We start from the raw sequence: 20239 nt of genomic DNA, 5'->3' as shown, positions 1-20239 counted from the left end.
AGACCGCCGTGCGCCGAAGATCGTATAGCCGCAGTAGTTCCTTGAGCGCCGAGACGCCGCTTTGAGCGAGCGAGACGTGGTTGAGCGCGAGATGCGAAATCAGTCGCCAGTGTGCGGCACGTCCTCGTTCAAAACGCACGCTCGGTGTCGCACGCCGCAACATGCGCACGCCGCTCACGAGCGAGTCCCCCTCTAGAAAAAGGTCGCCGCCGTCCAACCCGAATGCGAGTTGCGATGGCAGGTCGCGGTTCGTGCAAGTCAGCTCGAGACTCAGCGTGTCCGTCTGCGGCTGCAGCGGTTCGAAGTCGATATCGACAATGGAAATTTCCGTTTCGTAGCCTGGGCTGGATTTCGCAACCGCGTCGTCGCGGCGAGCGAGCCAGTAATGGCCCGCCTGCCCGCTTTCACCATGATGCAGCGAATAGAACGGCCGGAATTCGATCACGGATTCGCCGTCAGCCTGTTCGCGCACAAGATGCACGGAGTCAATCGAGCAAACCTCATACGCGGACGCACGGCGCCCGTCACACACGACCGGATACGCCACAGCCTGATGCGTGACGCGAATCGGGTCACCATGTTGCTTGAAAAGATTGACGACCGGCGAGCAGAACAACCTCAGATGGTCCTTCGACAGGCCGTCGAGCATCCGCGCCGTTTGCGAGTCGCTGCGTATTCCTTTCAGCACCAGATGCAGCGTAATACGGTTGCATCGGCCGCCCGCCCGCGTCATCGCGGCGAAATCGAAATCGATGAAATTGAATTTCTCCGGGAACGCGAAATACTCGGTCAGCAAGCGATACGCCGGATGCGATTTCTCCGGATAGTCGATGAGCGCATCGCGTTCGCTGAAACCCGACTGCTCGACCGCGGAGTCCTGAAGCTTTTTCCATTTGCCGCTGCCATCTACCTCAACGTAGCTCGCCGTGGTATTGAGGAGAAGGCAGTCGGCTAACGCCGCGACGAACGACTGTTCGCCGTGCAAATGCACACGAACCTGGTTCAACGCAAGGGTCGCCAGATCGAACTGCGCCGCGGTGGATTCGAAGGTGACGGAGATCAGCGCTGCGGCGTCCCGAGGCAAGATCGTCGCGCTCGGTGCCGACGCCACCGGCGTGTACTTCGCCTCGACAATCCTGAGCGGGGCCAGCACGACGTCATACGCATTGCGAAAGCGGCACTGCACGCCGCGAATCGAACGGGACTTCAGCTCGGTCCCGCGCTCGATCGTGGCTGTCCCGGTGAGCTGGCCAAGCGCCTGTCCCGGGTCGAACTGTGCGATCGAACACGAGGGAAACGGCCGCAGGTAGTGCGGATAAAGTACTTCCAGCAGCGCTTCCGTGAACTCGGGGTAATCGTCGTCGAGCTTCTTGTTGATGCGTGCCCCAAGCAACGCGAACGACTGGATCATGCGCTCGACGTGCGGGTCTTCCGCGTGCTCGCCCGACATGGCGAGACGCGCTGCGATCTTCGGATACCGTTCAGCAAAGTCGCGCGAATAACGCCTCAGGAACGACAGCTCGCGCTCGTAATACGGCAGCAGTTCTTCCATTGCTCAAATCCCCATCTCCGTGTCTTGCACGGATGCTGCCTTGCAGAAAAACCAGACGACACACCAAAGTTCGCGGCTCAGGCGCGCTTCAAAGCTTCGCCCGTGAGCGCGTCACGGAATATTGCAACGTCGACGGCAGCAACATGGCGTCGAAGCTGACCGGCTCTTCGGCCGGATGCACGATCAACACGGCACGGATCGCGAAGTTGAGCGCGCTGGTGGACTGCCCGTTGAGTTCGAGCTTCACCGTTACCTGTTGCAAACGCGGCTCGTGCCGGGCAATGGCCTGCTGGATCGACTGGCAAATAAACACGCGATCGTAGTGGCTCGCGAGGCTCATTCCAGCGAAGTCGTTGAGCCCATAGGTCAGGATGGACAACTGACATTCCGGCAACGCAGCCAGGTCTGCCTGCGTGAAAGCGATACGCGTGTTCAGGAGCGATTCGACATCGCGGGCAACCGTGCTCTTCAGCTCCTCAAGCGATAATTGACGCAGCGCGGCCGCAGCCGGTTCGTACGGGTCGTCGTCGAATAGTTTGTCGAGAAAGCTCGGCTCAAAACGTTTCATGAAGCCCTGCTGTTCTTGCGGTCGAAACCTGGGGCGTATGACCGCGACGCCGGTGCCGCACGCGGATGCGTACTGCCACCGAAGCGTCGCGGCACCGGCCAGGATCAGGATGCCCCGGAACTCTCTGGGACTGTCCGGGCTCCCAGAACGCGAAAATCAGACCGCGTAGGTCTTGTCGTTCTTGGTCAGGCTCCAGGCACCTTGAGCGTTACCGCTCTGGTTGCCGCCGATCTTTTGCTGGGTGTACTTCCACTGCACGGCTGCATACTTGAGCGAGAACTGCTCGACCGGCAGGCTTGCGCCGCTGACCGCGGGCGCACCCGTCGTGGTCGCCGTGGTGGGCGCGTTGATGCTCGGATTGATGCTGGAGATGATCACGTACTTGAGCTTCACTTCAAGGTACTTGATGCGGTTGCCTTCGCCATCCGAACGCATGAAGTCGATGGTGACTTCGTCGAACGTTGTACCACCGGAAGCGTGCTGATACATGAGCGGGCTGACGACGTCGATGTCCTTCGTGAACACCATGTCGCCGTGCTCGCAACGCTCGGACGTGTGTCCGCCCGCGGTGGACGCCGTAGCCGAGCGCGGCTGGGTGATCGCATGGCTCCACGAATCGATCTCGACCCAGTTCGCGTGGTCCTTGTCCTGCGATTCACCTTTGATCGCGGGATTGCCAAATTTCAAGTAGATATCCTTCATACCTCGACTCCCCATAGAGTGGTTTTATAGCCGGCCTGGACGGTGTCCGGGCCACACGCAGTCATGCCGTTCAGGAAGAAGCGGGCTTCGGTAGATCTGCGACAAGCCGCAGCGAAATCGATAGTTCGTCCAGTTGAAAATGCGGGCGCAGGAACGCCACTGACCGGTACGAACCCGGCTTGCCGGGAATCTCTGCCACTTGTATGGATGCCTCGCGCAGCGGAAACTGCGCTTTCTGCTCCTGAGTCGCGTTGTCGTCAAGCAGCACATACTGCGAGATCCAGCGATTCAGGAACACTTCGACGTTCTGAGCCGAGGCGAAGCTGCCGATCTTGTCGCGCATCATGGCCTTCAGGTAGTGCGCCACGCGCGATACCGAGAAGATGTACTGCAACTGAGCGGACAGGACCGAGTTGGCGTTCGCGCTATCGGTGTTGTATTTCTTGGGCTTCTGTACCGATTGCGCTGCAAAGAAAGCGGCGTAGTCGGAATTCTTGCAGTGAACCAACGGGATGAAACCGAGGTCACTCAGTTCTTTCTCGCGACGATCCGTCACCGCGATTTCAGTCGGGCACTTGAGCGCCACTTCGCCGTCGTCGGTCTTGAAGGTGTGCGTCGGCAAGTCTTCCACCAGGCCGCCGCCCTCCACGCCGCGAATGGCGGCGCACCAGCCGAAGTCATCGAACGCTGCGGTCAGGCGCGCAGCAAATGCCCACGCGGCGTTGCACCACAGGTATTTGGCGTGGTCCGTTCCATCCACGTCCTCGACGAAGTTGAAGGTCTCGGCGGTCTGGCCATCTTTAGGATTGAACGGCAGGCGTCCCAGGAAACGCGGCAACGTGAGGCCGACATAACGCGAGTCTTCCGAATCGCGGAACGACTTCCACTTTGCGTACTCAACCGTATCGAACACCTTGCCGAGATCGCGCGGCCGGCCGAGGTCGGCGAAGCTCTCAAGGCCAATAAGTTCCGGCGACGCCGAAGCGATGAACGGTGCGTGCGCAGCCGCCGCGACATGCGACATCTGTTCAATAAAGTACATGTCTTCCGGCTGCCGCGTCACCTCGAAGTCGCCGATCAACGCACCGAAGGGGGCACCGCCGAAGGTGCCGAATTCTTCTTCGTAGACCTTTTTGAAGAGTGCGCTCTGGTCGAACTCGATGGCCGTCTTGAAGTCGCGCACGATGTCGCGCTTGGGCGCATGCAACGCCTTGATCTTGACTGTCGTGCCGGTGTTGCTTTCCTTGCACAGATAGTCAAGTCCACGCCATGTGCTCTCCAGGCGCTGGAACTCCGGCGCATGCATCACGGCGCTGAGTTGTGCGGAAATCAACTGGTCGAGTTCCGCGACACGCGCATCAATAGTCGCCGACAAGTTGTTCGATACCACCACCGTGCCGTCAAGGACCTGATTGACGAGCTCGCCGATCAGGTCCTTGGCGCGCGCGTGTTCGGAGTGAGACTTCGCGACCTTGCTCTTCTCGACGATCTCGTCGAGCAGCGACGGTGCCGCTTCGGATTGTTGCGTGCCGACCTGTGCCGCAGCCGTTTGCTGATTCATTTCACACCCCGCTGGTTAGTCGCGCTGCTGGTCGTCGTGCGGCTGGTTGCCATGCTCAGACGTACTTGCCCCGCCTGCGTCGTGCGCAAGCGATTGCAGTTGCTGCGTGTTGTGCAGCACTTCACTTAGCAGATCTTCCAGCTTGTCATTGCCGGCGAGCTTGTTGCGTAGATCGGCAAGCTTGGACCGCGCTTCGAGCAAACGTCGAAGCGGTTCCACCTGCTGCACGATCGCGTCGGGATCGAAGTCCGCAATCGAATTGAAGCGCAGGTCGACTGCAAATTTGCCGCCCGCTTCGCTCAGGCGATTCTCCACCTGAAACGCGGCACGCGGCTCGATGCCCTTCATCACGTCGTCGAAGTTGTCGCGATCGATGTTGACGAATTTCCTGTCGCGCAACCTGGGCTGCTCGACTTCCGACTGCCCCGCGAGATCGCCCATCACGCCGACCACGAAAGGAAGTTCCTTGATTTCGATTGCGTCGCCGCGCTCGACCTCATAGGTCAACTGGACGCGCGGCGGTCGAATCTTTTGCAGACGCTTCTGGATACTTTCTTTCTTGGCCATGGCTGGTCTCCGTGGTTTCGGCGTGAACGGGTATTTCGATCTGCTTATGTGCTTGATGTGTTCAACGCAGCGCGCTGAACGGGTCGGACGCACCGCCGCCCTTGGCCGCTTTCTGCGGGGCGGGCGCGGGAGCAGGAGTCGCCGCCGGCGCCGGAGCGGCAGGAGCCGTTGCTGCATCGGGTTTCGCATCCGCATCCGTTGCGGCGGCCGTCGTCACCGGCTTCTTGCGTACGATGTGCCGCTTTTTCACAACCGCCTTCTGGGCTTGCTGCTCGGGCGGGAACAAGGCGTCTTCACCAAGCGTGTCGCGCAGTTGTTTCGCGAGCGCTTGAGCGTCGGATTTCGCGTCGCCGGCCAGCGCCGAATCCTGGCGCAATTCGCCGAGCGATTGCGTTGCAATTCGCAAGCCGCTTACCGCGAGAACGCTTTTAGCCTGGCGATCCGTTTGATCACGCTGCAATGCTTCTTGCGCGGCCACTATTGCCTGGCCGTAATGCTGTTGCGTGAATTGAATTTGCGCGATTCGCGACCACGGTTCTTCGCGAGTCGGGTCCGATTTTGCGAGATCCTGATAAAGCCCGATTGCCTTGTCTTGATCGCCCGCTTTAGAGACGGCATCGGCATCCGCCAACTGCTTGTTAAATACGTCAGGGGTCGGAGGGACATTAGCCTGTTGAGTTGCACAACCGGCCACGATGGCGCACGCCATCACTACCCCGCTGATTTTTGTAAACAGCCGCTCTGTCATCATTTCTTCACTAAGGCTAATTTTTTATTCAAGAGCAAAATCGAATTTTGCCACGCTCGGAGTGCGCAGGTATAGTACAGGCCAAATTTTGTTAATTCAATCGTAACGTAAAACAAGCAAATTTTTATAGCCAGGCCTAGTAACTAAACAGCACGCTCTGTGTTTTACTGCAAACGTCTGATGATTCGGAATTTTTTTCCGAGTTACACCGATTAAATGGGTTCAGAACAGATTGACGACGGGTCCGGAACCACCGTTATTCGAAACAAAACGTACTTATAAATCAAACGCTTGTACGAAGACCAGCCTGATTCGTTAATTATCGTCAAGTGCTGGTCATAATCGGGGAGCCCAAGCGCGCTGCGCAATGGCAAAGCATGAATACAAGTTATCTTAAGTGCAGCGTTATATTCGCTCTCACCCTGCTCATGGGGGGATGCGCAGCAGGGATTTCAGTGCTCGGAGCCGCAGCCAGCGCGGGTTTGCAGGCGGCCGGCATTGGTAAACCCGATGTTCCGGACGCGCAAAAACCGCCGCGCGAAGTGCCGTTGACCCTTTATGCTGCGCCGAATCTGAATGCCGCGACTGATAAACGGCCACTGGCGCTGGTAGTCCGTCTTTATACACTCAAAGACGCGACTTCTTTCCAGCAGGCCCCGTTTGATACATTCACCGATCCAGGTCGCGAAAAAGCGACTCTTGGCGAAGATTTGATCCGGGTGCGAGAAGTGACGCTGATCCCGGGACAGCGTTATACAGTAAAGGAAAAGGTGACGCGTGAAGCGGGCGCGCTCGGTATCGTCGCCTTATTTCGCGATCCGGCGCAACAGCGTTGGAAGTTCGCATTCGATCCTGCCAAGTCGGAGAAATCCGGCATAATGATCGGCCTGCATAATTGCGCGATGACCGTGACCGGCGGAACGGTGATACCCGCAGACCAGGGATTACCGGCACAACAACTGAATCTGCTGTCATCAGTGAGCTGCGGCTAGGCTTGGTTAAATGATGAGTTTCGAAAGAATATTATTGAACCCGCTACGTGCGGCACCGGTACGGGCAATTTGAAGTGGATATCGGTAGCAGAACCTTGGTAAGCGGTTCCAATGAGCGGTTGCAATGAGCCGTCGCAGTGAGCGGTTGTTTTCAAGACCCGAGCGAAAGCGAGTGTGCAGAGAGAAATTTTTCATAATGCGCAATCGCCGCAGCGAAACCTATACAGGTCGAATATGAGTTATTCCGCCAAAGTGCTGTGGGGAGAAGGCCTCTTTTTGCGGCCACAGCACTTTCAGCGTCAGGACGCTTATCACGAGGCACGTCTCTTCGAGTCTGTTCGGGCCATTCAACCCTACAACTGGGGCGTGCGCTCTGTCCGGTTCGATCGCGACGCGCTCGCGAGCAATGTGCTGCGCCTGAGTGACCTGGCGCTGGTATTTCCCGACGGCGAATTGTATTCCGCGCCGCAAGCAAATGACCTGCCGCCAGCCATCGCGCTCGATACATTGCCGGACGGCGTCAACGAGTTCACCTTCTATCTCGCCATGCATCCGTTGCGCGAAGCAGGAGCGAACTACGTTCAGGATCCGGACGCCGGTTTTGTCTCGCGATATGTGAGCGAGCAGAACTCGGTAGGCGATCATTTCACTGATGCCGCCCAGGCCGACATCACCTTCCTCAAGGCCAGCGTCAAACTGGTGGCGAACAGCGAGCCGCGCGACCAGTACATGTCGGTGCCGCTCGTGCGCATCCGGCGCACGGCAACTTCTGGCTTTGAGATCGACGAATCGTTCGTGCCGCCAAGCCTCGCTATCGAAGCGTCTCCGCTGCTGCATCAGCGCCTGCGCCAACTCATCGAGGCGTTGCAGGCCAAGGTGAGCGCGCTGTATGGTTTTCATCGCGAGCCAACGAAAAACATCATCGAGTTCCGCTCCGGCGACGTAGCTTCGTTCTGGCTGCTTCACACGGCAAGCGCGGCCTTCGCCGCCCTCACGCATCTTTACCAGCATCCAGCATTGCATCCCGAGCGCCTGTTCCAGGAGTTGCTACGGCTTGCGGGCCAGTTGATGACATTCTCGAAGGGTTACGCCCTCGCAGACCTGCCGGTCTATCGGCATGATGACCCCGGTCCTGCCTTCGACCAGCTCGACGGCATCTTGCGCGACCTGCTCGATACCGTGATCTCCACGCGCTACTTCGCAATCGCGCTGGACGAGGTGCGCCCGTCGTTCCATCTCGGGCGCATCGACTCCGGCAAGATCGACGACAAGACCCTGTTCTTCCTCTCGGTCACGGCCAGCATGCCGACGGTGGAACTTGTCGAAGCCGTGCCTGCACGCTTCAAGGTCGGAGCCCCCGAAGACGTCGACAAGCTCGTTCTTTCGGCCATGCCCGGCGTGCGGCTCACGTACACGCCCCAGGTGCCCCCAGCCATTCCCGTGCGTCCCGGCGCCTGCTACTTCGCCCTTGAGACGCGTGGCGCCCTGTATGACCGCATGCTGCAGGCGCAATCGGCCATGATCTACGCCCCGTCCGGTATTGATGACCTCAAACTCGACTTGATCGCGGTGACTTCATGAGCTACGCGCCCTCTCTTTTCGGCGATGCCCCTGCGCAGCAGAGCAATCGAAATTCCGCTCCGCCCACGGCATCGTCGTATCAGATCCATTCCCTGCTCGATCTGCTTTACGACGGTTTCTTCATGCTGTTCCTGCTAAAGAACGGCCGCGAGCCTGCCGACTCAGCGAGCTTTCTCGCACGCATCCAGGATTTCCTGGGCGACTTCGATCGCGGTGCGAAGAAGTTGAACGTATCCGCCGACGATGCGTTCGCTGCCAAGTTCGCGTTTTGCGCGGCAGTCGATGAGTCCGTGCTCGCGTCGAACTTCAAGATCCGTTCGGTGTGGGAGCGCAAGCCGTTGCAAATCACGTTATTCGGTGAGCAACTGGCCGGCGAGAAGTTTTTTCAGTATCTCGAGGAAGCGCGTGCACAAGGTGTCGCGCGCTTGCAATCGCTTGAGGTATTTCACATGTGCCTGCTGCTGGGATTCCAGGGCAAGTACTTGATGGAAGGGCCCGAAAAACTCGCGTACCTTACCGCGCGAGTCGGCGATGAGATCGCGCAGATGAAGGGCAAGCGCGCGCCGTTCGCGCCGCATTGGCCGTTGCCGGATCAGATCGCTCACCGGCTAAAAAGCGAAGTGCCGTTGTGGGTCATCGCATCGGTGTTTGCATTGATCGGCGTGCTGGCGTTTGTCGGGTTGAACTCGTACCTGAAGGACTCGACGCTGAAAGCCGTTGCGCCCTATTCCGAGATCGTGAAGGTAGGGCCGAAGTCGGCAAACCTGACGATCTCGTTGCCTTAGAGTTTGCCGAGTGATGAGTGCGGCGCGGACGACTCGCCGATCGTGAAACCTGCCAGGTCAAACGCGACCGCACTGTTTTAGAATCGCCCAGCCAGACTGACGTGACAAGTTACGGAGAATGATTCCCATGGGGGCAGCGGACATAATCGACCAGATCAGATCGGGCGTTTTGCAAACCGAGCGGCTGGTAAAGCTCGACACACCGCTCGGCGCCAATACGTTGCTCGTTCAGCGTGTTGTTGGGCACAGCCGCGTCGGGAGGGATTACGCCTTCACTATTGACGTCGCGTCATTAAACGAATCGATCGAGCTCAAAAGCCTGATCGCTCAACCTGTCACACTCTGGCTGCAACAGACCGATAAATCGTATCGCCCAGTTCATGGTTTCGTTCACACCGCGCGACGCCTGGGCTCTGATGGTGAACTAACGAGTTATCAGATCGGGTTTTCCTGCTGGTTGCACTTCCTGCGTTTTCGCCGCGACGCGCGTGTTTGGCAAAATCTCACGGTCGATGAAATCATCACGCAGGTATTCAATCAACACCCGCAGGCACAGGGTGCATTCCGGTTCTCGTTGTTCAGGCAGACCCGGCCGCGGTCGTTTTGTGTCCAATACGAAGATGACTGGAACTTCGTCCACCGTCTGATGGAGGCCGAAGGTTGGTATGGTCGCTTCGAACAGGCCGACGACGGCCGGTCTCACACGCTGGTCATCACCGACAATCTCGATTCGTTCAAGCCAATGTCGCCCCAAGCGGTCGCGTTCTATCGTGGGGGCCCCAACAGCGAAATCGACGCCTTCGTGCAATGGTCAGGCACGAGAACACTGCAAAGTACGTCTGTTGTCACCAGCACCTATGACTACAAAACGCCGCGCAACGCGAAGAGTACGAACATTCCGACGGTCGGTAATCAGGGATCGCTGCCATCGCAGGCTGAGGTCTACGAGTATTCCGGGGCATACACGTATCGCGAGCAGGACCGCGGCGATACGCTATCCAAAGTGCGTGTGGAAGAATGGGAGTCCCGTGCCAAACGCTTCCATGGCGTAGGCGCGGTACGTGGGGCCGAGCCTGGCCAGTGGTTCGAACTGTCGGATCATCCTGACCACGAGGGCAGCAATGCTCAGGAGAGACAGTTCGCCATACTCGCGGTGGAATGGGTCATCGAGAACAACTTGCCGGTGTCAGGTGGCGCCGTCGACTTTCCGCACAGTCTCAAATCGAAGGTCGACTCCGTGCGTGCAAGCTTCGAATCCACCTATCAAACGGTGACGACCAAGGCGGCCGACGGCAGCACTGGTTTCTTCATGACCATGGTGGAGGTGCAACGCCGCACCGTACCTTTTCGCAGTCCCTTCGATCACCACAAGCCGGTTATGCCGACGCAAACCGCGACCGTTGTCGGACCCTCGGGCGAAGAAGTATTCACCGATCAACTGAACCGGGTGAAGGTGCGCATGCACTGGGACAGGTTGAACAGCGGCGACGAAAAGGCGTCGTGCTGGATGCGCGTCTCTTATCCAAACGCCGGTGAAAACTGGGGCGGGGTATTTGTTCCTCGCATTGGCCAGGAGGTCGTGATCACTTATCTGGATGGCGATCCCGACAGACCACTGGTCACAGGGCGTGTCTACAACAGTGCGTGTACTCCCCAGTGGCACAGCCAGGGACAAATGTCTGGCTACAAATCGAAGGAACACAAAGGTTCTGGATATAACCAACTCGTGCTCGACGACTCGACCGGGCAAAACCGCATCCAGCTTTACAGCACGCAAGCAGGCGCACAACTGAACCTCGGCTATATCGTGGCGCAGCGCGACAACCAGCGAGGTCAGTTCAGGGGAACTGGCTTCGAAATGGCCACTGACGCATATGGTGCTATCCGGGCGCAACAGGGTCTGTACATCAGTACCTTCGGTCGTCCTGCGGCGGGCAGCGATCAGCTCGACGTACGCGAAGCGCGTGGCCAGCTCTCGGCGGGGCAGCAGTTGTTGAGCGCAACCGCCGGTACAGCGAAGCAACACGGCGCAGCCGATATGCAGGCAATCGACTCGCTGAAGGCATTCACTGACGCGACGCAAACCGGCTACGGTGGCGGGTCCTCAAGTGCCGCCGGTCAAGGCCAGGAGTCTTCGGGAGGGGCCGGTCAGGCAAATGGATTCAGCGATCCGGTCTTGCTTATTGCATCGCCCAAAGGGGTGGGGATAACTACACCGGCCAGCGTCCATATACATGCTGGCGAGAACGTGACGATGTCCGCGAATAGCGACATTAACATCGCCGTCGGCAAGAGCCTTGTTGCAAACGCAGTCGATAAAATCAGCTTGTTCGCGTACAAGCTGGGCATGAAACTGATCGCGGCGCGCGGCAAGCTGGAGATACAGGCCCAGACCGACGGTATCGATCTGCTTGCAAGCAAAGGGATCAAGATTTCATCTTCAACGGATGCCATCGAGTTGAGCGCGGAGAAAGAAATCCTGCTCACGTCTGGCGGCGCTTACGTCAGGATAAGCGGCGGAAATATTCAAATCCACGCACCGGGCGAAGTCGACATCAAAGGATCGAATCACGCCTTTTCGGGACCCACCCAATATGACGGCCAGCCACCGGCCTTGCCGAAAAGCGTGTCGAACGACCAGCAGTTCATCCTGAAGGATGAAGCCAGCGGCAATGTGATGCCGCTCGCGCCTTACCGCATCGAGGGAAATGGCGGTCAAGTCCTGGCGCGCGGCATTACCGACGCCGAAGGGAAGACAGTACGGGTATTCACCGGCACACAGGCACAGGACCTGAAGATGTTCCACGAGGACGGCGAAGCATAAGACCGAAAACTACAACGTCACGGGCAAGTCGAGACCAACCATGAGCAACGAGAACGCAGCGGGGACCAGTCGTACGGACACCCTTGAAGGCAGCACAGCCGACGCAAAAGGAAAACAGCGTCCGCTCTATTTCTTTTATCCGGATACTGCTGAGCTTTTTGAATGTCCGCTGGAATCGGTCGATGCGGTGGCGAAGGAAATCGCTCTGATGAGCAGGTTGTCAGAGAACCTCATCGAAGCCCGGCAGGCGCTCGGGGTTGCGCACGCCAACTGGCTTGAGCAACAATCGAACGTTGCGCTGCGTCCACAACTCGAAGCGAAGCTGAAAGAATCAATCAAGAATGAAGAAGCGGCAACAGCCGAGGTCCACAGCCAGTTGGAGGAGACGCCTGCGTTCAACAAGGACGGCGTCTGGGAACTCCTGCCTTTGCGCAAGACAGCTGCTGGCAAGGAGCAATACAGCGGTCAACGCTTCACATACGTACGTTCGTCCAAAGTCAGGAACCACTTCCGCCGTTACAAGCTCGACTCCGACAAACCACAGCTCAAGTCATTTCTCGTCAAGGACGAATCGACGGGCAAGTACAAGCTGGACCATGACAAAATTTCTGAAAAACTCAATGAAGCCTTCAAAAAGAGCAAGCTTCATGAGTGGAAGACACCGCCCTGGGGGCGCGAATGGGCACCCGAGTTCGCAGAGGCTTTTAACAAAAACGCGAAGTTCAAGTCGCCGGACGATCCGAACGCCATGTGCGAATTCTCGGGCGGCACCCAGATCCTCCGGCTGTTCGCCGGTGCAGGCGCCAGCGCGAAGGCTGAGAGCACCTTCAAGTCCTTCGATGACGTGCTGCATCTACGCGGCGAGGTGGCGGCATCGGCGAAAGCCAAGGGTGAGGTCGGCGGCGTATTGGCAGACGGGAACATCAAGGCCACACTCTATCTGCCGTGGAAGTCGGGACTCGAACTCTGGATTCCCGCGCCCACAGCCACTCAGGGCGGGAGCTACTCATGGTCGAGCACGCCTGACACCACGCTCGGATTTTTTAGAATTTCGCTTGCGGCCAAGGCCGAAGCGTCTTGCGGAGCAAGCCTGCTCGCGGAAGGCGGCGTCGAGTTTAAACTGGGACGCGACGGCAAGACCCAGCAAGTGAAAGGCACACGCGCCACGCGGGACGCCAATCAAATGCAACGGCCAAAGCTGGATGTAACGAAGGTAGAAGTGAAAGCGGACGCCGGCGGCGATCTGAAGGCGTTTGCCGGTGTGGAGGCGGAAGCCTCGATGGAAGGCGCCTTCGAATGGCGACGCCCTCAGGAAAAGGTCAAATGGACGTCCTTCGCATCAGTAAAACCGGGGGTAAGCGGTCAGGCAGGCGTCGGTGCACAGGCGGCCTTCCACATTACCTACGACGAAAAATTCCGCATCCTGATGAAGGCGGGTGTGTGCGTAGGCGTCGGCTTGAAGGGTGAGATTGAGGCGACCGTCGATGTCGTCAACATGGCCGAGTTCGCCTGGTGGGCGAAATCACAAGTCGCGTATGCCGGTGACAAAAACTTGCAGTATTTCTCCAAAGAGGCGTTCAAGACGTTCGTCGCAATGTACACGCTGGCAATCGCGAAGGGCAAGGAAATAGGCGCTTATGTCGGCAAGCAGTTTGACGAACTCAGGTCCGAGCTCACCAATTTCATACGGACGGAACCCAGGCAGTTTTTGAACGCCATAAAAAACGCGCACGATTCATTGCTGAATAGTCTCGCCGAAGTGAAGGGCTACATCGTCTATGCATTAAAAGCGATCGGCGATCAGTTTGAAGAGTGGCGCATCGAGGCATCCGACGCGATCGACCATATTCTCGCGGCGGCACAGGTCAGAAACGAGCTGGATAACGTCTACCAGTTCACCTCGCCGGAAATCGCGGAGAAAGGCGATCCACAGCTTGCGCGCAATGACATCGGGCGATTCATAGGCATGGATCAGGTGGCGATGATCGAGAGCAGGCTACGCGACGAGCCGGCGCCAGGCTTCGCCTTTGCTTTCAATGACACGCCAACCTATACGATGCAACAGGGAACCAACGTCGCATGGCTCCATCCGACAACGACCGCAGGCGACGGTTCGCAATTGGCTTGAGCGGCAGCATCGGTTTAACGAAGAACAAAGGAGTGTTGCTGCATGAGTTATCTGTCTCATCGTGTTCGCCGGAAATCGTGCACATTGGCGTTGTTGAGCATTTCCCTGCTGCTGTCAGGCGGCGCTTTGGCACAGAAGATCGATGCGAACGCGCCAGCAGACAAAGACCGTCTGATTCGAGAAATCACGACACCGTCACCGCCGAAAAGCACGTGGGAACACTTGAGCATGGTGCTCAACTGGGGTCGCGGCAAGCCCTACGATGACACCGTCAAGATACTGCAGGATTACTTCAGGACGCTGCCTGCGCCTGTCAGCGATGAACTGACGGGGCTTAAGAAAAAGTTGCAAAGCGAGCTTGTGTTCGTCAAAGGCGGCGAGTTTCTGATGGGTGATTTCGGCCCGGAGAAGTCACAGGAAAAGCTCCCCTATTCTGCCAACGATGGCGCCGCGCCCGCTCATCCGGTAACGCTCGAAAGCTACTCGATCTTCAAGCATCGCGTCACGTATGCGGACTACGACCTCTATACGAGGGCCAACAATCTGCCGCCGGTGGCCATTAGCAAGGGCGAGTATTTCGAGTTTCGCTTTCCGGACTATCCGGTGGCTCACGTGACATGGAAACAGTCGCGCGATTTCTGCACGTGGGTTGGACAGGTGACGGGCATGCCGTTCGACTTGCCGACCGAGGCGCAGTGGGAATACGCGGCGCGCTCGCGTGGTGAGCCTTGGGTGATACCGAGTCCGGCTGTACCCGTCGTCGATGGGAAATACAACGTCGAACAACTCGACAGCATCATCAGCAAAATGGAAGAGAACGGAACGAGTCCCGAGCCATTGATCAGCCGTCCTGTGGGAACTTATGGCGACAACAAGATCGGCGTGTCGGATGTGTTTGGCCGTGGCAAGGAGTGGACCCGTGACTGGTTCGACAAGAACTACTACAGCCACAGCGCGGCGCATGATCCGAGTGGTCCGGATCATGGAAGCTTGCGAAGCGTCCGCTATGCGACGGATAGCCGGACCCGGCTCGTGATCGACCGCACTGGGCTCGCGCCGGATACCGAGAAAGGCGATCTCGGGTTTCGTTGTGTTCTCAACCAGTCCGAACCCGACGGTCGGTGACGCACGATGTCAACGCTGCTCGCCAGAATATGACTAACGCACCCAGGCAGGTTTCGCTGCGCAAAAGTACCTTGATCCTGCTATTGCTCGGCGGCGGCCTGATCGTGCTCGCACTCATTCTGTCTGGCGCGTCGCTCGTCAGCACGCATGACATGACTGCCGTTGACGGTTCTGTCGTGAGATTCGACGGGAACGCGCAGTCGTTGCGCTCTTACACGCCGGTCATCGCGTTCACGACCGCCAACGGCCAGCACGCAGAAGTGACCGGAGAAACGTCGTCGACGCAACCCTCCTACGACATCGGCCAAACCGTGCAGATTTTCTACGACGCAGCGCATCCTGAACGGCGAGCTGTCATCAATGATTTCACACAGAGGTGGTTTCCGGCCACAGTATTGGTCGCAATCGGCGCCGCGTTACTGGGAATCGGTATCATTTTTTATAGGGGTGATCGACCTCGTTTCCCATCTGGTGCCGCACTTTCCTATTCGCACCGCAAGCAGCAGCGCAGCCGGCAAAACCTCGTGATCAGCCTGGTTCCCGTAGTGATCGGCACGGCTTTCCTGTTGGCGGCTGCCGCATCCGGTCTTCATGAGCTGCACATCGGACAGAAATTCAACCGGGCACAGGGCCGGGTAGTCGGCGTGCTCGAGAACGAGCGTCCATATCAGCCCCACTCGCGGCTTTACTCGGCGGTCATCGTTTTCAAAACAGCTACTGGGCGGCAGATCTCGTTTCCCCAAGGTTCGTCGTCAACGCATAACGATCTGCGCGAGGGCCAGGCGGTCGATGTCCTCTATGACGCGCAGACGCCCGAGCGCGCAATGATCGACAGTTTCTGGGAGCGTTGGGGTCTTGCCGCCATCCTCTTCTCGATCGGATTTCCATTTTTTGCTGTTGGTGTGTTTTTTGTGAGAACGATCGGTTTCGGTGGAAAGGCGCGAAAACGGGTCACATGAAAATGTGTTCAATCAGATTCCTGACAGGTGGCGCATGAGTTCATTTGCGTGCGAAGGCGACAGCACGTCCCACGGCGGCACGATCATCTCGGCTTCTGCATCGATTGGTGTGGGCGACAGCGGCCGGCGAGCCGCCCGGCTTGGCGATCTGGTCCACTGCCCGAAGTGCAACGGCACGTTCCCGATCGTCACGACCCAGAACCCCGCGATGACTGCAGACGGCATCCCGCTTGCCTTTCATGGCGACAAAACGGCGTGCGGCGCGGTGCTGATCGCGGCGCAATCGGCAACGACGGCGAACGTACAGGGAACAATGGAAGGCACCTCCCTCGCCTCTGCTCCAACAGTCCCAGCGGTCGCACCGGGCATCTGCCGTGAATGTCTTGCCCATGCGGCAGAGACCGGCGCGTCGACCGTGGTGCGCTCGTGATTCCGCCGCAGCTCGCGGAGCGGCTGGAGCGTCTGCGAACATCGACTCCTGGATTGCGCGCGTACGCACTTGTCGACGGTCTTCAATACGACGAGTATTTCGGTCATCCGTTAAAACGGCGCTGGGGCGCCGTTGCAGCGCTGTTCGCTGGAACCGAGGACGAGCCGCTCGCAGATGCGGGCCCGTGGGTGATCGATCTCGCCGCGCACGAGGCTGCCATTATTTCCCCGCTCGGCGAACTGGAAGAGGCGCGTCCCGGCGTCATGTGGTTATTCACGAATCAGGATATCGAATCGCTTGTGGTGACGCTTCAGAGCAAGCTAAATAGCAGACTTCCGGACGGAAAGGTAGCACTCCTCCGGTTTTGGGATCCTCGTGTATTCGTACCGTTGTTCAACGCGTTGGATGCGGCTGGCCGTCAGGCTTACTTTGGCGACATCACCGAGTGGCATGGGTTGAAAAATGGCAAACGCTTTCACGTCTCCCACTATGCTTGAACTGACTGCAGAACAATGGGCAGCCCTGTGTGCCAGCGACGAACGTAACTTCGTCGCTACGATTCGTGATGACATCATTCGCGACAGTCCTCGGCTCGCCGACGATTCAACGTTGCTGGACCGGCTGGTGAGTGCCTACCAGGAAGCAAGGCGAATAGGTTTCCAGCAGGACAAGGCCCTTGTCGAATTTCTCTATGTCGAAGCGGATGCTCCGGGGTTCTGTCGCAAACCCGCCATTGCCGCGTGGCTAGCCAAGCCGGGTCGTCCGATCGAGGAACGCTTCGAGGATGTGTTTGCGGTAGCGAGACGCAAGCTTCTGGAACCGGCAAAGGAGGCTAACTGATGGCTGTATTGGCGATTCCGCTGCTTGAGGCCGCTGGCACGGCATTGGCCGAAGCGTTTCCCGCGCTTCTTGGCGGTGCGGCGACGGCAGGCATACTGTCGTTGTCTGGCGATACCGAACAGGACAAGTCGAAGGCTCAGCCTTCCACTCGGGCGATACCCAAGCAGGACGAGTCGTGCAAAAAGTGCCCGCCTGACATCGGTAGCCTTGTGAATCGCAACTGGAACATGTCGGAGATTTCTCGCGAGTATCAGGCTCGCGTAACAGGTTTTGCGCCGACAACGGAATGGAGCTTTTCCGGGCTTGATTTTGACGGCTTTCGTTCGACGCAATGTCTCCTTCAAGAGGCCAAGGCGCGATACGACCAGTTCTTTAGTCCTGACAGCGGTCAACCCAAGTTCTTTTTTTCGTTAACCGGTGAGAGAAATATTCGGCGACAAGCCCGGACCCAAAGTGTTGTCGTCGCAAGTAACCCGCCAACTCAGCTCGCTTGGTACTTCATGCAGCCGCTGTCGTACAGATACTTTGCCCGGCTCTTCGCAACAGAGGCCCCAGTCATTAACACCTTACTGCAGCCATGACCATGAACATAACCCTGACGTTCCGCCTCAGGCAAGATAGCTTGCCAACGGAATCTGACCAACTTTCAGACCTTTGGAAAGTGGCAACGCTGCTCGAACCACTCGGCTTCCCGATCGACAATTGGTATCCGCCCGCAGACACGCCCGAGCATTCGTCACTCAACCCGGCGTTCGACAAAAACGGCCCCACCCCCGCAGCACTCGCAATCCTTCATGCCGAGAAACAGGAATTGGAAACGCCAGGGCTGCGCTTATTCGGCGTATGGAATGGTAGCGAGGAAGACGGTGCAATTGGCTTCGATACCGCATTGTCAGTCGGACCTGGCGCGCAAATTTGTACTTTTCGGCTCCAGTCGAAAGGTGTCGCCAGTTTGGGCGACGGAGAGAAAACGGTCCCCTTGCTCCTTGGGCTACTAAAAATCTGGCCTGCCTCCACCATCGAAGTCGGCCCGTACAAATACTTCTCCTTGCAACAAGTCTTTCCGAATAGACCGGGTGCCGGTTGGATGCTCTACCTGCCCCGCGTGTTAACCGTGAAAGAGGTTCCCGAAGCGCGCGAGCTGATTCCAGTCATGGAGGGCAAGAAGCAGAAAGGAACAGTCGTTGTCAGCGTCATCGATGAAGTATTCTCGGCAGATAACCCCGAGCACGTAAAGGTAGCGAATGCAATCGAAGTTCGGCTGGCGGATCAAGACTTGTTGCCGCGTTATTCAGATCTCTGATCTCTGATTTGCAGCCTTCGACATGAAATTTCAAGAGTGACTGAATGTACTCGTCCCTCCACGTGTATCCACTCAGACTCGGAACGAGCTTCCGAAGCATGGCGACCGTTTTTCGCGCCGTGATTTCACTGCTTCACGCAATGGCTGCCATGGACGTTTTCGTTCAATCAATTTGCAGATCCCATGGTGATCCGATAGACCACGGCGGGCGGCAGATTGCGAACGGTCTGTCCTACGCGGGTGGCTTTTAACCCCAGACGAGCCAGGACTGCGTGCGGCACGGGACAACGAAATCCGTACGTGAACTGATAGAAAGCCCCACCAGGCCGGATATAGCGAAAGGAGCCACGAAGGACAGCGATCACCTTTCGCCGCGACATGGACAGTAACGGTAGACCGCTGACCACCGCACCGATCGAGGCGGGCGGAAACAGATCGAGCGTAGAAAGCCGCGACGCGTCAGCCAAAAGCACTCGGGATTGCGGGAATCGACGCCGCAGGAGTCGAGCAAAGTCGGGGCCGCTTTCAATCAGCGTGAGTTCAGTTTCCGTCAAGCCACGACCCAAAAGCGCTTTTGTGAAAACGCCGGTTCCGGGGCCAAGCTCGAGGACGGGGCTATCGCACGGATCAATGTCCCGAGTCATTAGCTGCCCAAGTGCTTCTCCCGATGGAGCAACGGCTGAAACGCTCAATGGGTCGGAAAGCCATGATCGGAAAAAGTGCAGGAAGTCGGAGTTCGAAGTGCTGTATGTCATGGACCGATTCGTATCGTGTCTGGATAGTTTGCCCGAAGTGACCGTACGCCGTGAGGTCTACGGCGCAGTTAGACGTTCTTGCAAGGACGTGAGCAGCACGCGGGCGTCATCAGGGGAAATCAATCGCGTGTTGCGCATACCTGCGTTCCGGGTGCGAGAAAAATGTGACGTCCGACTGATCCCCTTGATGACAACTGCGCGCCCTCACTGCGTCGCGCCAACATGGCGCAATGCATCTGCCGCGGCAAGGTTGCGTTGCTGGATTGCGATTTGCAACGCCGTTACGCCGCGGGCATCTTCGTGATTCGGGTCTGCGCCGTGCGCGACCAGTACGGGCAGCACATCGAGCCGCCCGAACAGCGCCGCAAACGACAACGCCGTTTCACCCGCGTTGTTGGTTTGATCAATTGCGCAATGCGTGTCAATCAGTGTCGCCGCGATGCGCTCATCGCCTTTGAAAAGCGCGCCCATCAGGGCCGTGTTGCCGTGTCGATCGTAGGCACATGGATCAGCGCCCGCGTCAATCAGCATCTTCAAGGAGTCCGGATGACCGTCGTAGGCGCTGAGGATCAGCGCTGTATAACCCTCGGGAGTCTTCATTTCGAGCGGATAGTGCGCCTCATTGAGCGCCTGCAAAATATCCGTGCGCCCGGCACGGGCCGCAGCGAACCAATCGTCCGAGTACCGCTGGAAGGCCGCAGGATCCGGCGAAGGCGCCCCCGATAAATACACATGTTGCGCGCAACCCGCTAGCGCCGTCATGGCCACGACTCCGGCAGCCACTGCGCGGACGAAGTATCGGTGAGTGGGAAGGCATCG

General features: G+C 58.1%; 20 protein-coding genes. 12 read left to right on the top strand and 8 right to left on the bottom strand.

What is annotated here, in order from left to right:
• From tssF to JWR14_RS17870, 6 genes are all read right to left on the bottom strand, one after another.
• A partial coding sequence (tssF, locus tag JWR14_RS17895; protein WP_299709375.1) for a type VI secretion system baseplate subunit TssF occupies nucleotides 1-1552 on the bottom strand: 1552 nt, incomplete at its 3' end.
• Between the two features lie 88 nt (nucleotides 1553-1640).
• Nucleotides 1641-2120: a type VI secretion system baseplate subunit TssE gene (tssE, locus tag JWR14_RS17890; protein WP_299709373.1), complete on the bottom strand. Its 480-nt coding sequence runs from the start codon at nucleotides 2118-2120 to the stop codon at nucleotides 1641-1643.
• Between the two features lie 156 nt (nucleotides 2121-2276).
• Nucleotides 2277-2822, bottom strand: coding sequence for a type VI secretion system tube protein Hcp (locus JWR14_RS17885; protein ID WP_299709371.1), 546 nt, complete (start codon nucleotides 2820-2822; stop codon nucleotides 2277-2279).
• 70 nt (nucleotides 2823-2892) lie between these two features.
• Nucleotides 2893-4383 (bottom strand): type VI secretion system contractile sheath large subunit, encoded by a 1491-nt coding sequence (gene tssC / locus JWR14_RS17880; protein ID WP_299709369.1) that lies wholly within the window; start codon nucleotides 4381-4383, stop codon nucleotides 2893-2895.
• A 15-nt stretch (nucleotides 4384-4398) separates the two neighbouring features.
• Nucleotides 4399-4950 carry a type VI secretion system contractile sheath small subunit gene (gene tssB, locus JWR14_RS17875; protein ID WP_299709367.1) on the bottom strand — a complete coding sequence of 184 codons (552 nt, stop codon included), beginning with the start codon at nucleotides 4948-4950 and terminating at the stop codon, nucleotides 4399-4401.
• A gap of 61 nt (nucleotides 4951-5011) precedes the next feature.
• Nucleotides 5012-5698 carry a hypothetical protein gene (locus tag JWR14_RS17870; RefSeq protein ID WP_299709365.1) on the bottom strand — a complete coding sequence of 229 codons (687 nt, stop codon included), beginning with the start codon at nucleotides 5696-5698 and terminating at the stop codon, nucleotides 5012-5014.
• Between the two features lie 377 nt (nucleotides 5699-6075).
• On the opposite strand from JWR14_RS17870, the gene tssJ reads away from it, so the two are divergent.
• From tssJ to JWR14_RS17810, 12 genes are all read left to right on the top strand, one after another.
• A complete protein-coding gene (gene tssJ, locus JWR14_RS17865; protein WP_299709363.1) occupies nucleotides 6076-6690 on the top strand; it encodes a type VI secretion system lipoprotein TssJ in 615 nt (204 codons plus the stop codon).
• Between the two features lie 234 nt (nucleotides 6691-6924).
• On the top strand, nucleotides 6925-8271 hold the full coding sequence (gene tssK / locus JWR14_RS17860) for a type VI secretion system baseplate subunit TssK (RefSeq protein WP_299709360.1): 1347 nt from the start codon (nucleotides 6925-6927) through the stop codon (nucleotides 8269-8271).
• A complete protein-coding gene (locus JWR14_RS17855) occupies nucleotides 8268-9056 on the top strand; it encodes a DotU family type IV/VI secretion system protein (protein WP_299709357.1) in 789 nt (262 codons plus the stop codon). The genes tssK and JWR14_RS17855 overlap by 4 nt, the downstream gene beginning before the upstream one ends.
• A 127-nt stretch (nucleotides 9057-9183) precedes the next feature.
• Complete coding sequence (locus JWR14_RS17850; protein WP_299709354.1) at nucleotides 9184-11880, top strand: type VI secretion system Vgr family protein; 2697 nt, start codon at nucleotides 9184-9186, stop codon at nucleotides 11878-11880.
• Between the two features lie 40 nt (nucleotides 11881-11920).
• Entirely contained in the window at nucleotides 11921-14008 is a 2088-nt protein-coding gene (locus tag JWR14_RS17845; protein WP_299709351.1) for a hypothetical protein, read from the top strand.
• A gap of 42 nt (nucleotides 14009-14050) precedes the next feature.
• On the top strand, nucleotides 14051-15133 hold the full coding sequence (locus JWR14_RS17840; protein ID WP_299709348.1) for an SUMF1/EgtB/PvdO family nonheme iron enzyme: 1083 nt from the start codon (nucleotides 14051-14053) through the stop codon (nucleotides 15131-15133).
• Nucleotides 15130-16092 (top strand): DUF3592 domain-containing protein, encoded by a 963-nt coding sequence (locus tag JWR14_RS17835; protein ID WP_299709345.1) that lies wholly within the window; start codon nucleotides 15130-15132, stop codon nucleotides 16090-16092. The genes JWR14_RS17840 and JWR14_RS17835 overlap by 4 nt, the downstream gene beginning before the upstream one ends.
• Before the next feature lie 34 nt (nucleotides 16093-16126).
• A complete protein-coding gene (locus JWR14_RS17830) occupies nucleotides 16127-16522 on the top strand; it encodes a PAAR domain-containing protein (protein WP_299709342.1) in 396 nt (131 codons plus the stop codon).
• Nucleotides 16519-17019, top strand: coding sequence for a DUF4123 domain-containing protein (locus JWR14_RS17825; RefSeq protein WP_299709339.1), 501 nt, complete (start codon nucleotides 16519-16521; stop codon nucleotides 17017-17019). The genes JWR14_RS17830 and JWR14_RS17825 overlap by 4 nt, the downstream gene beginning before the upstream one ends.
• A complete protein-coding gene (locus tag JWR14_RS17820; RefSeq protein WP_299709336.1) occupies nucleotides 17012-17362 on the top strand; it encodes a hypothetical protein in 351 nt (116 codons plus the stop codon). The genes JWR14_RS17825 and JWR14_RS17820 overlap by 8 nt, the downstream gene beginning before the upstream one ends.
• Nucleotides 17362-17943 carry a restriction endonuclease fold toxin 5 domain-containing protein gene (locus JWR14_RS17815; protein WP_299709333.1) on the top strand — a complete coding sequence of 194 codons (582 nt, stop codon included), beginning with the start codon at nucleotides 17362-17364 and terminating at the stop codon, nucleotides 17941-17943. The genes JWR14_RS17820 and JWR14_RS17815 overlap by 1 nt, the downstream gene beginning before the upstream one ends.
• Nucleotides 17944-17945: 2 nt before the next feature.
• On the top strand, nucleotides 17946-18665 hold the full coding sequence (locus tag JWR14_RS17810; protein ID WP_299709330.1) for an Imm52 family immunity protein: 720 nt from the start codon (nucleotides 17946-17948) through the stop codon (nucleotides 18663-18665).
• A 167-nt stretch (nucleotides 18666-18832) separates the two neighbouring features.
• Here the strand turns inward: JWR14_RS17810 and JWR14_RS17805 are convergent, their stop codons facing one another.
• Together JWR14_RS17805 and JWR14_RS17800 are read right to left on the bottom strand one after the other, a co-directional pair.
• Nucleotides 18833-19420 (bottom strand): methyltransferase domain-containing protein, encoded by a 588-nt coding sequence (locus JWR14_RS17805; protein ID WP_299709327.1) that lies wholly within the window; start codon nucleotides 19418-19420, stop codon nucleotides 18833-18835.
• 204 nt (nucleotides 19421-19624) lie between these two features.
• The gene (locus JWR14_RS17800) at nucleotides 19625-20182 is read right to left on the bottom strand and encodes an ankyrin repeat domain-containing protein (RefSeq protein ID WP_299709324.1); all 558 of its coding nucleotides are present in this window, start codon (nucleotides 20180-20182) and stop codon (nucleotides 19625-19627) included.
• Nucleotides 20183-20239 lie beyond the last annotated feature (57 nt).

The organism is Caballeronia sp., assembly GCF_028292365.1.
Classification (GTDB): Bacteria; Pseudomonadota; Gammaproteobacteria; order Burkholderiales; family Burkholderiaceae; genus Caballeronia.
The sequence above is the reverse complement of the archived record's forward strand: the minus strand, read 5'-3'. Positions and strand labels throughout refer to the sequence as shown.

Coding starts and splice junctions, on each gene's coding strand:
- JWR14_RS17810 (WP_299709330.1), top strand. CDS start 17,946: ATGAACATAACCCTGACGTTCCGCCTCAGGCAAGATAGCTTGCCAACG.
- JWR14_RS17850 (WP_299709354.1), top strand. CDS start 9,184: ATGGGGGCAGCGGACATAATCGACCAGATCAGATCGGGCGTTTTGCAA.
- JWR14_RS17855 (WP_299709357.1), top strand. CDS start 8,268: ATGAGCTACGCGCCCTCTCTTTTCGGCGATGCCCCTGCGCAGCAGAGC.
- JWR14_RS17840 (WP_299709348.1), top strand. CDS start 14,051: ATGAGTTATCTGTCTCATCGTGTTCGCCGGAAATCGTGCACATTGGCG.
- tssK (WP_299709360.1), top strand. CDS start 6,925: ATGAGTTATTCCGCCAAAGTGCTGTGGGGAGAAGGCCTCTTTTTGCGG.
- JWR14_RS17815 (WP_299709333.1), top strand. CDS start 17,362: ATGGCTGTATTGGCGATTCCGCTGCTTGAGGCCGCTGGCACGGCATTG.
- JWR14_RS17800 (WP_299709324.1), bottom strand. CDS start 20,182: ATGACGGCGCTAGCGGGTTGCGCGCAACATGTGTATTTATCGGGGGCG.
- tssJ (WP_299709363.1), top strand. CDS start 6,076: ATGAATACAAGTTATCTTAAGTGCAGCGTTATATTCGCTCTCACCCTG.
- JWR14_RS17805 (WP_299709327.1), bottom strand. CDS start 19,420: ATGACATACAGCACTTCGAACTCCGACTTCCTGCACTTTTTCCGATCA.
- tssE (WP_299709373.1), bottom strand. CDS start 2,120: ATGAAACGTTTTGAGCCGAGCTTTCTCGACAAACTATTCGACGACGAC.
- JWR14_RS17885 (WP_299709371.1), bottom strand. CDS start 2,822: ATGAAGGATATCTACTTGAAATTTGGCAATCCCGCGATCAAAGGTGAA.
- tssB (WP_299709367.1), bottom strand. CDS start 4,950: ATGGCCAAGAAAGAAAGTATCCAGAAGCGTCTGCAAAAGATTCGACCG.
- JWR14_RS17820 (WP_299709336.1), top strand. CDS start 17,012: ATGCTTGAACTGACTGCAGAACAATGGGCAGCCCTGTGTGCCAGCGAC.
- JWR14_RS17830 (WP_299709342.1), top strand. CDS start 16,127: ATGAGTTCATTTGCGTGCGAAGGCGACAGCACGTCCCACGGCGGCACG.
- JWR14_RS17845 (WP_299709351.1), top strand. CDS start 11,921: ATGAGCAACGAGAACGCAGCGGGGACCAGTCGTACGGACACCCTTGAA.
- JWR14_RS17870 (WP_299709365.1), bottom strand. CDS start 5,698: ATGACAGAGCGGCTGTTTACAAAAATCAGCGGGGTAGTGATGGCGTGC.
- tssC (WP_299709369.1), bottom strand. CDS start 4,383: ATGAATCAGCAAACGGCTGCGGCACAGGTCGGCACGCAACAATCCGAA.